General features: G+C 67.0%; 17 protein-coding genes. 2 read left to right on the forward strand and 15 right to left on the reverse strand.

All coding sequences use genetic code 11. From position 1 onward, the window contains the following. Window positions 1-71: 71 nt before the first annotated feature. From thrC to ffh, 10 genes are all read right to left on the reverse strand, one after another. The gene (gene thrC / locus HRUBRA_RS08055) at window positions 72-1469 is read right to left on the reverse strand and encodes a threonine synthase (protein WP_035516192.1); all 1398 of its coding nucleotides are present in this window, start codon (window positions 1467-1469) and stop codon (window positions 72-74) included. A gap of 8 nt (window positions 1470-1477) precedes the next feature. After that, window positions 1478-2785, reverse strand: coding sequence for a homoserine dehydrogenase (locus HRUBRA_RS08060; RefSeq protein ID WP_035516194.1), 1308 nt, complete (start codon window positions 2783-2785; stop codon window positions 1478-1480). Then, on the reverse strand, window positions 2782-3975 hold the full coding sequence (gene alaC, locus HRUBRA_RS08065; RefSeq protein ID WP_035516196.1) for an alanine transaminase: 1194 nt from the start codon (window positions 3973-3975) through the stop codon (window positions 2782-2784). The genes HRUBRA_RS08060 and alaC overlap by 4 nt, the downstream gene beginning before the upstream one ends. Before the next feature lie 4 nt (window positions 3976-3979). Then, on the reverse strand, window positions 3980-4726 hold the full coding sequence (locus HRUBRA_RS08070) for a DsbC family protein (RefSeq protein ID WP_035516197.1): 747 nt from the start codon (window positions 4724-4726) through the stop codon (window positions 3980-3982). A gap of 87 nt (window positions 4727-4813) precedes the next feature. After that, window positions 4814-5719 (reverse strand): site-specific tyrosine recombinase XerD, encoded by a 906-nt coding sequence (gene xerD, locus HRUBRA_RS08075; protein ID WP_035516198.1) that lies wholly within the window; start codon window positions 5717-5719, stop codon window positions 4814-4816. Between the two features lie 44 nt (window positions 5720-5763). After that, window positions 5764-6120 (reverse strand): 50S ribosomal protein L19, encoded by a 357-nt coding sequence (gene rplS, locus HRUBRA_RS08080; protein ID WP_035516199.1) that lies wholly within the window; start codon window positions 6118-6120, stop codon window positions 5764-5766. Between the two features lie 52 nt (window positions 6121-6172). Continuing rightward, window positions 6173-6919: a tRNA (guanosine(37)-N1)-methyltransferase TrmD gene (gene trmD, locus HRUBRA_RS08085; protein ID WP_035516201.1), complete on the reverse strand. Its 747-nt coding sequence runs from the start codon at window positions 6917-6919 to the stop codon at window positions 6173-6175. A gap of 28 nt (window positions 6920-6947) precedes the next feature. Continuing rightward, entirely contained in the window at window positions 6948-7499 is a 552-nt protein-coding gene (gene rimM, locus HRUBRA_RS08090) for a ribosome maturation factor RimM (protein WP_144244424.1), read from the reverse strand. Next, complete coding sequence (gene rpsP / locus HRUBRA_RS08095; protein ID WP_035516203.1) at window positions 7471-7740, reverse strand: 30S ribosomal protein S16; 270 nt, start codon at window positions 7738-7740, stop codon at window positions 7471-7473. The genes rimM and rpsP overlap by 29 nt, the downstream gene beginning before the upstream one ends. 298 nt (window positions 7741-8038) lie before the next feature. Next, window positions 8039-9433, reverse strand: coding sequence for a signal recognition particle protein (ffh, locus tag HRUBRA_RS08100; RefSeq protein WP_035516204.1), 1395 nt, complete (start codon window positions 9431-9433; stop codon window positions 8039-8041). 107 nt (window positions 9434-9540) lie between these two features. Here ffh and HRUBRA_RS08105 point away from each other — a divergent pair, with 107 nt between their 5' ends. Then, window positions 9541-10371 (forward strand): cytochrome C assembly family protein, encoded by an 831-nt coding sequence (locus HRUBRA_RS08105; RefSeq protein ID WP_236629817.1) that lies wholly within the window; start codon window positions 9541-9543, stop codon window positions 10369-10371. Window positions 10372-10449: 78 nt separating this feature from the next. Beyond that, complete coding sequence (locus tag HRUBRA_RS08110) at window positions 10450-11709, forward strand: HlyC/CorC family transporter (RefSeq protein WP_035516205.1); 1260 nt, start codon at window positions 10450-10452, stop codon at window positions 11707-11709. Window positions 11710-11833: 124 nt separating this feature from the next. On the opposite strand, the gene HRUBRA_RS08115 is transcribed toward HRUBRA_RS08110, so the two are convergent. The 5 genes from HRUBRA_RS08115 to queA are packed head-to-tail and all read right to left on the reverse strand — an operon-like array spanning window position 11834 to window position 15087. Continuing rightward, window positions 11834-12028 carry a DUF1289 domain-containing protein gene (locus tag HRUBRA_RS08115; RefSeq protein WP_035516206.1) on the reverse strand — a complete coding sequence of 65 codons (195 nt, stop codon included), beginning with the start codon at window positions 12026-12028 and terminating at the stop codon, window positions 11834-11836. Further along, window positions 12025-12549: a gamma carbonic anhydrase family protein gene (locus HRUBRA_RS08120; protein ID WP_035516207.1), complete on the reverse strand. Its 525-nt coding sequence runs from the start codon at window positions 12547-12549 to the stop codon at window positions 12025-12027. The genes HRUBRA_RS08115 and HRUBRA_RS08120 overlap by 4 nt, the downstream gene beginning before the upstream one ends. 32 nt (window positions 12550-12581) lie before the next feature. Beyond that, entirely contained in the window at window positions 12582-12908 is a 327-nt protein-coding gene (locus tag HRUBRA_RS08125) for a YqfO family protein (RefSeq protein ID WP_035516208.1), read from the reverse strand. A gap of 2 nt (window positions 12909-12910) precedes the next feature. Further along, window positions 12911-14008: a tRNA guanosine(34) transglycosylase Tgt gene (gene tgt, locus HRUBRA_RS08130; RefSeq protein ID WP_035516243.1), complete on the reverse strand. Its 1098-nt coding sequence runs from the start codon at window positions 14006-14008 to the stop codon at window positions 12911-12913. Between the two features lie 14 nt (window positions 14009-14022). Next, a complete protein-coding gene (queA, locus tag HRUBRA_RS08135; RefSeq protein ID WP_035516210.1) occupies window positions 14023-15087 on the reverse strand; it encodes a tRNA preQ1(34) S-adenosylmethionine ribosyltransferase-isomerase QueA in 1065 nt (354 codons plus the stop codon). Window positions 15088-15098: the final 11 nt, after the last annotated feature.

Genomic DNA, 15098 nt, shown 5'->3' on the forward strand with positions numbered 1-15098 from the left:
CCGCCAGGGGCTCGGCGGCGGGGACAGGCCGGCGCCGGAGCTGCTTGTCAGCGGCGCGCATGCCCTGCGCCTCAGGCGCGGAGGTTGTCCGCCATGAAGGTCTGCACGGCGGCAAGATCGTTCGGCAGCACCGTATAGCGCTCCTCGCGGTCGTAGAGATCCGCCAGGTGCGCCGGCAGCGCCGGTTCCCGCTCGACACCGGCGCGGCGCACGGCATCCGGGAACTTGGCCGGGTGCGCCGTGGCCAGGGTGACCATGGGCACCGCCGGGTCCCGGCTTGCGGCCCGGGCGGCAGCGAGCCCGATGGCGGTGTGCGGGTCCAGGAGGTATTCGCTGGCAGCCCAGGTGCCGGCGATCTCGGCGCAGGTGCCGTCATCGTCCACCCGATGACTGCTGAAAAGTGCACGCGCATCGGCCAGGGCGTTCCGGGAGAGCTGGACCTGGCCGTCGTCGAAGGCGCGCATGAGCCCGGCGACGGTCTCACCATCGCGGCCATAGAGATCGAAGAGGAGACGCTCGAAATTGCTGGATACGGTGATGTCCATGCTCGGGGACAGGCTGGCTTCCAGCGGCTGGCGGTCATAGAGGCCGCTGGTAAGCACCCGGTGCAGCACATCGTTGCGGTTGGTGGCAATCACCAGCTGCGACACCGGCAGACCCATGCCCCGGGCCAGGTAACCGGCAAAGATGTCACCGAAGTTGCCCGTCGGCACGGAGAAAGCCACCGGGCGGTCCGGCCCGCCGAGAGCCAGAGCCGCATGGAAGTAGTACACCACCTGGGCCATGATCCGCGCCCAGTTGATGGAGTTTACCGCCACCAGGCGCCGGCCGTCCGGCAGGAAGCCCTGAGCGCCGAAGCTGGCCTTCACCATGGCCTGGCAGTCGTCGAAGTTGCCCTCCACGGCAAGGTTGTGAATGCCCTCGCCGGGGACGGTGGTCATCTGCCGCCGCTGCACCTCGGAGACGCGCCCGTGCGGGTGCAGGATAAAAATATCGACGTTCTCGCAGCGCCGGCAGCCCTCGATGGCCGCCGAGCCCGTATCGCCGGAGGTGGCGCCCATGATCACGACCTTCTCGCCGCGGCGCTCCAGGATATAGTCGAGGAGGCGGCCCAGGAGCTGCAGAGCGAAGTCCTTGAAGGCCAGCGTCGGACCGTGGAAAAGCTCCATGACCCACTGGTTCGGGCCGAGCTGCACCAGCGGCGCCACGGCGCCGTGGCGGAACACGGCGTAGCAGTCCTCAAGGATCGTACGCAGGTCGTCCTCAGGCACGGCACCGGCAATGAAGGGCGCGATCACCCGCTCGGCCAGGGCAGGGTAGGACAGACCGCGCAGCGCCGTGATCTCGTCGCGGGAGAAACGCGGCAGTGTCTCGGGCACATAGAGGCCACCGTCACTGGCCAGACCGGCGAGCAGCACGTCCTCGAAGGACAGAGCCGGCGCGGCGCCGCGGGTGCTGAGATAACGCATGGCGCCCCCTACCCGTCCAGAGACTCGATACGGATCCGCGTCACCGGCCCGGCAATACTCTCCAGGGCTTCGATGGCCAGCACAGCGCGCTCGAGGTTGCCCTGGCTGGCGACATTGGTCACCACGACCACGGGCACCCGGGTCTGCCCCGACTGCGGCGCTTTCTGGATCAGGGCCTCGATGCTGATGCCCTGGTCGCCGAGGATACGGGAGACCTGGGACATGACCCCGGGCCGGTCCGCCGCTTCCAGGCGCAGGTACCACGCCGTGCGCACCTCGCCCATGGGCAGGATCGGCAGCTCCCGCAGCTCGCCCATGGGCAGCCCCAGGGACGGCAGCGGGCAGCGCTGCCCCCGGGACAGCTCCCGGGCCAGGTCAATGACATCCGCCATCACCGCCGAGGCCGTGGCGCCACCGCCGGCACCGGCGCCGTAATACAGGGTCGGACCCACGGCGTCGCCCTCCACGAGGACGGCATTCTTGACCCCGGCGACCTTGGCCAGGAGCAGCTCCTTCGGCAGCAGCGTCGGATGCACGCGCAGCTCGAGGCCATCGCCGGTCTCCCGGGCGACGCCCAGGTGCTTCACCACGTAACCGAGCTCGTCAGCATAGGCCAGATCTTCCGGCGTCAGGGCACTGATGCCCTCGGTATAGACCGCATCGAAGCGCAGAGAGGTGTTAAAAGCGATCGCGGCGAGGATCACCAGTTTATGGGCGGCGTCGATGCCCTCGACGTCAAAGGTCGGGTCCGCCTCGGCGTAACCCAGCGCCTGAGCCTCCGCCAGCACGTCGGCAAACTCCCGCTCTTCCTCAGCCATTCCCGTGAGGATGAAGTTGCCGGTGCCATTGATGATACCGGCGAGCCAGGACACCCGGTTCGCGGCAAGCCCCTCGCGCAGGGCCTTGATGATCGGGATGCCGCCGGCAACGGCTGCCTCGAAGCGCAGGCTGACGCCCTGCGCCTCGGCCAGCGCGAGCAACTCGTTGCCGTGTTCGGCAATAAGTGCCTTATTGGCCGTGACCACGTGCTTGCCTGCCTTCAAGGCACGGCTCACCAGCTCGTGGGCATCTTCGGTCCCGCCGATGGCCTCGACCAGGATATCAACGGCCGGGTCGGCGGCCACGGCGAGTACGTCCCGGCTTACGGTCGCACTGCCGGTAGCGACTCCTTCGCGGTCGCGACGCGCGCCCACGTGAACGATTTCCAGCGGTGCACCGGCGCGACCGGCGAGCACCTCTCCGTTGCGGCCGAGAAGTTCCAGCACGCCGCCGCCGACAGTGCCAATGCCGCAGAGCCCGATCCGAATAGCCGTCACTGTGTCACTCCCTGCTCCGCGCGCAGCATGCGCTTGATATTGCGCAGCGCCTGGCGCGTGCGGTGTTCGTTCTCGATCAGGCCGAAGCGCACATAGCCCTCGCCATACTCGCCGAAGCCCACGCCCGGCGACACCGCCACCTTCGCTTCCTCGAGGAGCTTCTTGCTGAACTCCAGCGAGCCCATGGCCTGGTAGGGCTCGGGGATACGGGCCCAGACAAACATGGTGGCCTTCGGCGGCTCCACAGGCCAGCCCGCGGCATTAAGGCCGGCGCAGAGCACATCACGGCGCGCCTGGTACATGGCGCGGATCTCGTCGACGCAGCTCTGGTCGCCCTCGAGGGCAGCGATGGCGGCCACCTGCACGGGGGTGAACATACCGTAATCAAGATAGGACTTCATACGCGCCAGAGCGCCCACGAGCGTTTTGTTGCCACAGCAGAAGCCGACGCGCCAGCCGGGCATGTTGTAGCTCTTGGACATGGAGAAGAACTCCACCGCAACCTCCCGCGCCTCCGGCACCTGGAGGATCGAGGGTGCCTGATAGCCATCGAAGCATAGATCGGCGTAGGCCAGATCCTGCACCACCCAGATGCCATGCTCCCGGGCCACGGCGATGACTTTCTCGAAAAAGTCGAGCTCGACGCAGTGGGCAGTGGGGTTGGAGGGGAAGTTCAGCACCAGCATCTTCGGCCGCGGCCAGCTGTTGCGGATGGCGCTCTCGAGCTCCTCGAAGAAGGTCGCGTCGTCCGCCATGGGCACATGACGGATATCGGCACCGGAGATCACAAAGCCGTAGGGGTGGATCGGGTAGGAGGGGTTCGGCACCAGGATCGCATCGCCGGGGCCCGTGGTCGCCAGGGCGAGGTGGGCCAGACCCTCCTTCGAGCCGAGGGTCACGATGGCTTCGCTCTCCGGATCCAGGGTGACGCCGTAGCGGCGCGCGTACCAATCGCAGATCGCCTTGCGCAGCCGCGGGATACCGCGACTCTGGGAGTAGCGGTGGGTGTCGCCACGGCGCGCTGTCTCCACCAGCTTCTGCACGATGTGCTCCGGCGTGGGCTGGTCCGGGTTGCCCATGCCGAAGTCGATGATGTCATCGCCGCGGGCGCGGGCCTGCTGCTTCAGATCGCCGATGATCGAGAAGACATACGGGGGCAGGCGCTGGATGCGCTGAAATTGTTCTTCCACGAGTCTAGTCCAGTCCCAGGGCGGCGACGAGGTCGTCGACGGGGCGGTAGCCGGGGACCATCTGTCCGTCCGGCATGATAATGGCCGGCGTGCCGCGCACACCGAGATCCTGACCGAGAGCGTACTCGTCGGCTACGGGGTTGCCGGGGCAGACCAGCGGTTCGACGTCCTCCCCCGCCTTGAGGCGCGTAAGCGTGCGCTGCCGATCCCCGGAACACCAGGCCGTCGCCAGCAGGCGGAAACCCTCGGAGCCGACCCCGGCGCGGGGATATGCGAGGTAGCGTACCTCGATGCCGCGACGGTTCAGCTCGGGCACTTCGTTGTGCAGTTTCTGGCAGTAAAAGCAGGTGACGTCCGTAAATACGGTGATGCTGGCCCGGGTATCGCCCTCCGCCGGGAACACGATCATGTCCTGTTCATCGACCGCGGCGATGGCCTCCCGGCGCTCACCATTACGGCGCTGCTCAGCGAGGTTCACGTAGCCCGCCGCGCCCACGGCGTAGAGGTCGCCTAGGACAAAAAAGTCGCCATCGGGCGTGGCGTAGACGATGGGACCATCGGCGAGCCTGACCTCCAGCAGGCCCGGCACCGGGGACTGCCGGGCGGACTCGACCTTCAGGCCCCCGGGCGCCTCCAGGGCAGCCCGGAGCGCTTCCAGGGCGTCGCCGGTTACCGCATCAGCTGCGCGAGCGGGGCCCGAGAGCACGAGCAGGGCGAAGAAAAAAGCAGTGATGCATCGGGAAACTGTCATGGACTGTACCTTATCGTCGTCGGCGCCACGTCGGCGCCCTCCCCCGGTTGACCGCGGGCCGTGCGCCGGGTTCAACCCGAGGGCGGCTCAGCCCCGCGGGTGGTGCTCAGCATGCAGGTCCTGCATACGCTGGCGGGCCACATGGGTGTAGATCTGCGTCGTGGTCAGATCACTGTGGCCCAACAACAGTTGCACGACCCGCAGGTCGGCTCCATGGTTCAGCAGGTGCGTTGCGAAGGCGTGCCGCAGCGTGTGCGGCGAGAGCGGTTTGCTGATACCCGCAGTGCGCGCATGCATTTTAATACGATACCAGAAGGTCTGGCGAGTCATCTGGCGTCCACGGCGGCTCGGAAAGACCGCGTCGCAGGGCATGCCGCGGAGCAGTTCCGCGCGGGGGCCGGCGAGGTAGCGCTGCAGCATGCGCAGTGCCGGCTCCCCCATGGGCACCAGCCGCTCCTTGCTGCCCTTGCCAAAAACCCGCAGCACCCCCTGATTGAGGCTGACCTGCGACAGCTGTAGCGCCGTGAGCTCTGACACACGCAGGCCACAGGCGTAGAGGAGTTCAAGCATCGTGCGGTCGCGAAAACCCAGGGGGTCATCGAGATCCGGCGCGGCGAGGAGCCTGCCCACGTCGGCCTCGGAGAGCGACTTGGGCAGCGGCCGGCCGAGGCGCGGGCTCTCCACGTCGAGCGTCGGGTCGACCGTCAGGCGCCCCTCGCGGAGCTGATAGCGGTAGAAGCCGCGCAGGCAGGACATCACCCGGGCCGTCGAACGCGGGGACTGGCCGGCCGCGAGGCGCGCACCGAGATAGCGCTGCAGCTGTTCGCGGTTAGCCCCGAGCAGGCTGCCGCGGAGTTCACGGCCGAGGAAAGCATCGAACTGGCGCAGATCGCGCCGATAGGCGTCAAGGGTATGATCCGCGAGCCCCTTCTCGATCCAGAGCGCGTCGATGTAACGCTCGATTTCGGGATGGGTATCCGCGTAAGTGTCCATGCGCGGCAGCTTAAACCGCCACCGCGCGGGGCGAAAGCCGGTCCTCAGGAGGACAGCTTTTCCTTGATGCGCGCGGACCTGCCGGAACGTTCGCGAAGGTAGTACAGCTTGGCCTGGCGCACGTCGCCGCGACGCTTCACTGCGATGCTGTCCAGGAGCCTGCTGTAGGTCTGGAAGGTCCGCTCGACACCGATACCATGGGAGACCTTGCGCACCGTGAAGGCGGAGTTGAGGCCGCGGTTGCGCTTGCCGATGACCACGCCTTCGAAAGCCTGCAGGCGTTCCCGGCTGCCCTCTTTCACCTTGACCTGAACCACAACCGTATCACCGGGATTGAACTCCGGCAGGTCCTTGTCCATCTGCTCGGCGTCGAGCTGGGAGATAATGGAATTGGTGCTCATGGGGCACTCCTTGAATCGTTCCCGGACCTTGCGGCCCTGTCAGTTGTCAAAATCAGTTGTCTATCCCATGCTCGCGGCAATACTCCGCCAGCAGTTGTTCCTCCTCCGGACCCAGGTCCCGCCCTGCGAGCAGGTCCGGGCGGCGCTCCCGGGTCCGGCCCAGCGCCTGCTTCAGGCGCCAGCGGCGGACCCGTTCGTGGTCGCCGCTGAGCAGAAGCTCCGGCACCCGCCGGCCCTCGAAGATCTCGGGCCGCGTGTACTGCGGGTAATCCAGCAGGCCCGCCGCGAAGGAGTCCTCCGCCGCGGAGTCCGCATGACCGAGCGTTCCCGGCAACAGCCGCGCCACGGCATCGATCACCACCATGGCCGGCAGCTCGCCGCCGCTCAGCACGTAATCACCGATGGACAGCTCTTCGTCCACCTCACTCTCGAGGAGGCGTTCATCCACCCCCTCGTAGCGTCCCGCCAGCAGCACCAGCGACGGCTCCGCCGCCAGCGCCTTCACCCGACCGTGGTCCAGACGCCGCCCCTGCGGGGACAGGTAAACGACCCGCGCCGGCGCGCCCGCCTGCTCCCGGGCGGCGCCCAGGGCCTGCCGCAGCGGGTCTATCTTCATGAGCATCCCGGGGCCGCCGCCGTAAGGCCGGTCGTCCACCGTGCGGTGGCGGTCCCCGGTGAAGTCCCGCGGATCCACCGTCGTCACCACAAGGCCACCCTGGGTCGCCGCCCGGCCGGTCACACCGTAGCCGGTGACCGCCTCGAACATCCCCGGAAACAGGGTTACCACCGCAATGTGCACCGTTCCCTCCCCACGGCGCCGAGGCCGCTCAGGCCTCCGGGTACCAGTCTACGGTCAGGCGCCCCGCTTCCAGATCTATCTGCTTTACCACGTCGCCCGGCAGATAGGGCAACAGGCGCTCCCGGTCGTCGATACTGCCGGGACTGCCGCGGACCACAAGCACATCGTTGGCCCCGGTTTCGAGCAGGTAGGCAACGCGGCCGAGCAGCTGCTCGCCCTCCTCGCCCAGGCACCAGACCTCAAGGCCTTCCAGCTGGTGCCAGTAATACTCACCGTGCTCAAGGGGCGGCAGGGCGGCTTTGCGCACGAGGAACTCAGCCCCCCGCAGCGCCTCCGCGGCGTTTCGGTCATCGATGCCGCGCAGGTGCACCACGAGCCCTCTGCCCTGACGACGACCGGCATCAATCACCACCGGCCTGGGCTCCTCTGCGCTGCCCAGCCACCAGGCCGGGAAGTCGAGCAGGCTCTCTGCCCGGTCGGTGTACGGGTGCACCCGCAGCCAACCCTTGATTCCGTAGCAGCCGGTAATGCGACCGACCGTCAGCAGGCCCTCAGGCAGCGGCGCTGGCCGCGGCATCATCAGCCGGCTTCTGCGCAAGCAGCTTGGCCACACGCTCGGAAAGCTGCGCGCCCTGGCCCTGCCAGTAAGCAATGCGTTCGCGATCGATGCGAAGGCGCTCTTCCTGGCCTCGAGCCACGGGATTATAGAAACCCACGCGTTCGATGAAGCGGCCGTCGCGCGCATTGCGGCGGTCGGTGACCGTCACGTGGTAGAACGGACGCTTCTTGGCGCCCGATCTGGAAAGTCGAATTGTTACCATCAGCTTGTATGTCCCTTGAACGTCGCGGTAACACCGGAAAACCTGCCGGCGGGCCCACAGCTACTCGACAGCGCGGGCCAGCCCGCTGCCGGAAAGGTCGCGTATCATACGGAAATCACCTGCTCGTGAAAAGCCCCCTGCAGCGGGATTTTTCAACACTGGCGCGGTGTTAGGAAAATATCAGCGCCCCGGGCGAAAAAGGGCGGCTGTGATAGCGGCGCCCTCGCCGCGACGGCCCGTGGCGCAGCCGCCCACCCTTTCGGCGCAGGGCCGCACCTCCCACCGGGAAGAAGGCCGCCTAGCGGAACGGCATGCCGCCACCGCCCGGCCCACCGGGCCCGCCGCCACCGGGCCCCATCATGCCACCGAGGCCGCGCATCATCTTCTGCATGCCGCCGCCCTTCATCTTCTTCATCATTTTCTGCATCTGCTTGTGCTGCTTCAGCAGACGGTTCAGATCCTGCACCTGCGTGCCCGAACCCCGGGTAATGCGCCGCTTCCGGCTACCCTGGATGAGGTCCGGGTTGCGGCGCTCCTTCGGGGTCATGGAGCTGATCATTGCCTCCATGCGCGCAAAGAGCTTCGGGTCGACGGCCTGCTGGGCAGCCTGGGCCATGTTGCCCATGCCAGGCATCTTGTCGAGCATGGCCGCCATACCGCCCATGTTGTTCATCTGCTGGAGCTGGTCACGAAAATCCTCGAGATCAAAGCGCTTGCCCTTCTTGACCTTCTGCGCGAGCTTCTCGGCCTTGGCCTTGTCGACCTTCTGCTCGGCCTCCTCGATGAGTGACAGAATGTCGCCCATGCCCAGGATGCGCGAAGCCAGCCGGTCCGGGTGGAAAGGATCCAGGGCCGCGGTCTTCTCACCGACACCGAGGAACTTGATCGGCTTGCCCGTCACCGAGCGCACGGAGAGCGCAGCACCGCCGCGGGTGTCGGCATCGACCTTGGTGAGGATCACACCGGTGAGCGGCAAGGCATCGCCGAAGGCCTTGGCGGTGTTGGCGGCGTCCTGGCCGGTCATGGCATCGACCACGAACAGGGTCTCCGCCGGCGTGAGCTCGCGCTCAAGCTCGGCAATCTCGGCCATCATGGCCTCGTCGACCGCCAGCCGCCCGGCGGTGTCAACGATGAGCACATCGGCAAAGCTGATGCGGGCCTTCTCGAGGGCAGCCCGGGCGATCGCCACGGGCTTCTGGGTCTCGTCGCTGGGGAAAAAGTCCACCCCGACCTCGCCGGCGAGGGTTTCGAGCTGGCGGATAGCTGCAGGGCGGTAGACATCCGCACTCACCATCATCACTTTTTTCCGGTCGCGCTCCTTGAGCAGCCGCGCGAGCTTGGCGGCGGAGGTGGTCTTGCCCGCCCCCTGCAGACCCGCGAGGAGGATCACCGCCGGCGGCCGGGTGGCGAGGTCCAGCCCCTCATTGACGCCCCCCATGACCTGCTCGAGCTCCGCCTGGACAATCTTGAGGAAAGCCTGGCCCGGGCTCAGGCTCGCCATGACCTCCTGACCCAGGGCTCGCGCCTTGACGGATTCCACGAACTGCTTGACCACCGGCAGAGCAACATCGGCCTCGAGGAGCGCCATGCGCACCTCCCGGAGCGTGCCCTGGATGTTGTCCTCCGTCAGCCGGGCCTTGCCGGTAATGCTGCGGAGGCTCTGGGTGAGGCGGTCTGAAAGGCTCTCGAACATGCTGTAAATCCATGGGCGCCGCGCCGGCGCAGTCGATGGGCGCTACTGGCTGCTGATAATGTCTATTGATTGTACCGGGACAAATCGGTACAAAGGCGCGAGTATACGTGACCCCGGTTGCCGTCCCAACCTTGATGCCCATCGCCTTTATCGCCGTTGTCGCCGCCCTCCTCTATCTGGCGGCGGCCGGCCTGCAGCTGACCCACATGGCCCAGCGACGGCAGCGTCTGTCGAAGCCGGTGATGGGTATGGCCGTGGCAGCACTCATCGGCCACGCCCTGGTAACCTGGGACGCACTGAACAGCGGACAGGGCATGGCCGTTGGCTTTTACCGGGCCCTGTCCCTGTCTTTTCTGGCGGTAAACATCGCCTGCGTGGCCGCGCTCCTCAAGCGCCCTCTGCAGAACCTGCTTATCGGCCTTTTTCCCCTTTCCGCCCTGGCCATGGTGGTAGCGACCCTGGGACCGGAAACAGCCCATGCGCGCAGCAGCCTCTCGCCCGGCATCCTGCTGCATATCGGCAGCTCGATCCTCGCCTACTCGATTCTGACGCTGGCCGCCGCCCAGGCGGCGCTGGTGGCCGTGCAGGACCGGCAGCTGCGCCAGCGCAACATGCACGGTATCGCCCGCTCCCTGCCGCCGCTGCAGTTGATGGAGAGCATGCTCTTCGAGCTGATCTGGATCGGCGTGATCGCCCTCACAGTGGCTATCGGCAGCGGCATGATCTTCATGGAGAACATGTTCGCACAGCACCTGGTACACAAGACGGTGCTCTCCATGGTCGCCTGGGTGGTATTCTCGGTGCTGCTCTGGGGCCGCTATCAGCTCGGCTGGCGCGCGCAGACAGCCGTGCGCTTCACGCTGGCCGGCTTCCTGTTCCTGATTCTCGCTTTCTTCGGCTCGAAGCTCGTGCTCGAACTGATCCTGGGCGTCGAGTAGGTCCGCAGGCCGGGTTGCTGCCCCCGGCATTTTTCTTCAAGATACTTTTTCGATGGTAATCCGGAGTCAACACCACCCTTGAACGAGGCACCGCTGGGTCTCCTCTTCTCCGTTCTCGCTGCCCTTATCCTCCTCTCCGGTTTTTTCTCCGGCTCGGAGACGGGCATGATGACCCTGAACCGCTATCGCCTGAAACACCTGCGCAGCCAGAATCATCGCGGCGCCCGGCGCGCCAGCGAACTCCTCGACCGCCCGGACCGGCTTATCGGCCTGATCCTCATCGGTAACAATCTGGTGAACATCGCCGCTTCGGCCATTGCCACGGTCATCGCCATCCGCCTCTACGGCGACGCGGGCATCGTGATTGCCACGTTCCTGCTGACGCTGGTGATCCTCATTTTTGCCGAGATCACCCCCAAGACCATCGCCGCGCTGCACCCGGAGCGCGTAGCCTTTCCCGCCAGCGTCATCCTGCTGCCGCTGCTCAAGGTGCTCTACCCGCTAGTGCTGACCGTGAACACGGTGACCAACGGGCTGCTGCGCCTCCTCGGCGTGGACCCGAGCCGGGGCGGCGACGAGCATGTTTCCACCGAGGAGCTGCGCACCATCGTCACCGAGGCCGGCGCCCTGATACCCCAGCGCCACCGGGGCATGCTGGTGAATATCCTGGATCTCGAGGCGATCACCGTGGACGACATCATGGTGCCGCGCACGGAGGTCTATGGCATCGACCTCGATGATGACGACGACAGCATCCTGGCGGCCATCCAGAACAGCACGCACACGCTCCTGCCCGTGTGGCGCGATGACATCAACAGCGTCACCGGCGTGCTGCACCTGCGCAACGCCGGCCGTGTGCTCTCGGACGGGCGCCTCGACCGCGCAGCGCTCGAGCGCGAGATGGACAAGCCCTACTTCATCCCCGAAAGCACGCCACTGCACACGCAGCTGCTCAACTTCCAGAAGCAGAAGCGCCGCCTGGGCATCGTGGTAGACGAATACGGGGACGTGGTGGGCCTCGTAGCCCTGGCTGATATCCTCGAGGAAATCGTCGGCGAGTTCACCTCCAACCTCTCCGATACCGATGACGAAATCTTCCCGCAGCGCGACGGCAGCTACCTGATCACCGGCACCACCAGCGTCCGTGACATCAATCGGGCGCTGGACTGGGAACTGCCCACGGACGGCCCGAAGACCCTGAGCGGGCTGGTGCTGGAGTACCTGGAATCCTTCCCCGAGGGCGCCGTGGGCCTCACGGTGGCCCGCTACCGGCTGGAGATCCTCGAGCTCGGCGGCAACATTGTACGCACGGTGCGCGCCCGGCCAGAGACAGCCTAGCGAGGACCACCCCGCGAAGGGCCTGCCCGCTGCTGTGAGCGCGGCGTCCTCGCCGCGACCGCCTCCGGCGACACCCGGCGCGACAACGCGCCTCCTGCAGGGGTGCGCCTGCCGTAAGGGCCCGCTAGAGGAGGCGGATCGGACTGTCGGCCTGACGCCGCTCCTCGCAGCGGGCGAGGATGTCCTGCTTTTCCTTCGCGCTCGCCATCCACCAATCGGTGATCTCCTGAGCGCTGCGATAGCAGCCCATACAGATATCGTTGGCATCCAGCGCACAGACCGAGATGCAGGGGGATGCGGGCTCTCCCAGGTCACTCATAGCAGGGCCTCCAGGTCTTCCAAAAAGTGTTTTGCGTTACCGACGTAATGGTCGGCGTTGTGGGCGAGGGCCAGCTGCTGCTCAGGGGACAGCGTTCTCTTCACCTTGGCCGGCGAGCCGAGGACCAGGCAGCCGTCGGGGATATCCATGCCCTCCGTGACCAGCGCACCAGCGCCCACGAGGCAGCTTCGGCCGATGCGGGCTCCGTTCAACACCACGGCGCCGATGCCAATAAGGCTGCCGTCGCCGATGTGGCAGCCGTGCAGCATGGCGTTATGGCCAACGGTCACCTTCGCCCCCACCTGCACGGGAAAGCCCGGGTCCGCGTGAATCACCGTCCCGTCCTGGATGTTGCTGCCCTCACCGATCTCGATAGCCTCAACGTCACCGCGCAGCACGCAGGAAAACCAGACGCTGGCGTTGGCGTGAAGGGTCACGCGACCGATCACGGCGGCGTTGGGGGCGATGTAGTGGCCGTCACCGAGGAGCCGGGGGCTGCTGTCACCGAGGCGATACTGCATGGACTTACTCCTTGCCTTTCAACGCGCGCCGGTCAGAGCACGTCGAGATCGTCATTGGCCAGGGCCACCAGGTCCCAGGCCGGCTCTTCATAGGGGTGCGCCTCGTACAGCGCGGCCACCGCCGCGCGCACCACCTGGTCGGCACACACCAGCTCCACGCGGTATTCCTCCACCTGCTCGATGGCCCCGTGGCTGCCGATGAAGGGCTGGCTCCCCGCCAGGGGCCGGAACTGGCCCTGGCCGGCCACCTGCCAGCAGCAGCTGTCGTAGTCGCCGATGCGCCCGGCGCCGGTGGCGAAGACCGCTTCCTTCACAACCTCGAGATGGGTGGCGGGCACATAGAAACAGAGCTTGTACACGGTCACTCCTCCTGCGCTGCGTAGTACGCGTGGGCGAAGGCATCCAGTTCACCGCGCTCGATGGCGGCGCGGATGCCCTGCATGTGGCGCTGGTAGTAATGGATGTTGTGCAGGGTATTGAGCTGCGAGCCGAGAAGCTCGTTGCAGCGCTCCAGGTGGTGCAGGTAGGCGCGGGAGAAGTTGGCGCAGGTGTAGCAGTCGCAGTTCGGGTCCAGCGGCCCCGTGTCGGCCCGGTGGCGCGCGTTGCGGAGCTTCACCTGGCCCACGGAGGTGAACAGGTTGCCGTTGCGCGCGTTGCGGGTGGGCATGACGCAGTCGAACATGTCGATGCCGCGGCGCACCCCTTCGATTAGATCCCCCGGCGTGCCCACGCCCATGAGATAGCGCGGCGTCTCGGCAGGCAGTGCCGGAGCGAGATCGGAAAGGACTGCCAGCATCTCGTCCTTCGGTTCACCGACAGACAGGCCGCCGATGGCATAGCCGTCGAAGCCGATGGCCTCGAGGCCGGCGAGGGACTCGCGGCGCAGGTCCGGGTACATACCGCCCTGGACGATGCCGAAGAGCGCCGCCGGGCTGTCGCCGTGGGCGTCGCGGCTGCGCTTCGCCCAGCGCAGGGACAGCTGCATGGACGCGGCGGCCTCATCGCGGGCCGCCGGGTACGGCGTGCAGTCGTCGAAGATCATCACCACGTCGCTGCCGAGGGCCCGCTGCACCGCCATCGACGTCTCCGGGTCGAGAAAGACCTTGTCGCCATTGACGGGCGAGCGGAAAGACACCCCGGCCTCGGTGATCTTGCGCATGGCGCCGAGGCTGAACACCTGGAAGCCACCGGAGTCCGTAAGGATCGGTCCTTCCCAGCCCATGAAGTCGTGCAGGTCGCCGTGGGCCGCGATGATCTCCGTGCCCGGGCGCAGCCAGAGATGAAAGGTATTACCGAGGATGATTTCGGCGCCGGTCGCAGCGACGTCCCGCGGTAGCATGCCCTTCACCGTGCCGTAAGTGCCCACAGGCATGAAGGCCGGTGTTTCCACGGTGCCACGGGGAAAGTGCAGCCGCCCGCGACGCGCCGCGCCATCGGACCCCAGGCGCTCGAAGCGCAGGTGGCAGGCCTCTCTCACGCGGGCTCCCGGGCGCCCGCGCAGGGCGTCAGGAACATGGCATCGCCATAGCTGAAGAAGCGGTAGCGCTCCGCCACAGCGGCCTCGTAGGCGGCGAGCACCGCCTCGCGGCCGGCAAAGGCGCTGACGAGCATGAGCAGCGTCGACTCGGGCAGGTGAAAGTTGGTGACCATGGCGTCGACGCAGCGGAAGCGGTAGCCCGGGTAGATGAACAGGCGGGTGTCGCCACGGTAGGGGGCAAGCCCACCGTCGGCCGCGGCCGTCTCGAGGCTGCGCACCGCCGTCGTCCCCACCGCCACCACGCGGCCCCCGCGGGCGCGGGCGGCAGCGATGGCGGCACAGGCGGCCTCCCCCACCTCGAGGTACTCCGCGTGCATCACGTGGTCTTCGATCGCGTCGGCGCGCACCGGCTGGAAGGTGCCGGCGCCCACATGAAGCGTCACTTCCGTGCGCGCGATGCCGCGCCCGGCGAGGGCCGAAAACAGCGCGTCATCAAAATGCAGGCCCGCCGTCGGCGCCGCCACAGAGCCGTCACGGCTCGCATACACCGTCTGGTAGCGCTCGCGGTCGGCAGCGTCGTCGGCGCGCTCGATATAGGGCGGCAGGGGCATGTGGCCCAGCTCGGCAAGGAGGCGGGTCACCGGCTTGCCGGGCGCCGCAACGCGGTAAAGGTCGTCCTCACGGCCGAGTACCTCGAGGCACTCGTCGCCCGGTTCTGCGTCCGGGTCCGCGGCGAGGTAAATGACGGTACCCGGTGCCGAGGGCTTGCTCGCGCGCAGGTGCACCAGGGCCTCGTCGTCACCGCGCAGGCGCTCCACCAGCACCTCCACGCGACCGCCGGTGCCTTTCCGGCCCCAGAGGCGGGCCGGCAGCACGCGGGTGTTGTTGAACACCAGCAGGTCATCGGGCGAAAGCAGCGAGGGCAGGTCACGGAACTGCCGGTGCGCGATGACGCCGCGGGCGCCATCAAGGCACAGGAGGCGACTCGCCGCGCGATCCGCAAGCGGCCTCTGCGCGATGAGTTCCTCCGGCAGGTCGTAAGTGAAGTCGGAGCGCTGCATGGAGCGGGGCC

The organism is Pseudohaliea rubra DSM 19751 (assembly GCF_000764025.1).
In the GTDB taxonomy this organism is placed as follows: Bacteria; Pseudomonadota; Gammaproteobacteria; order Pseudomonadales; family Halieaceae; genus Pseudohaliea; species Pseudohaliea rubra.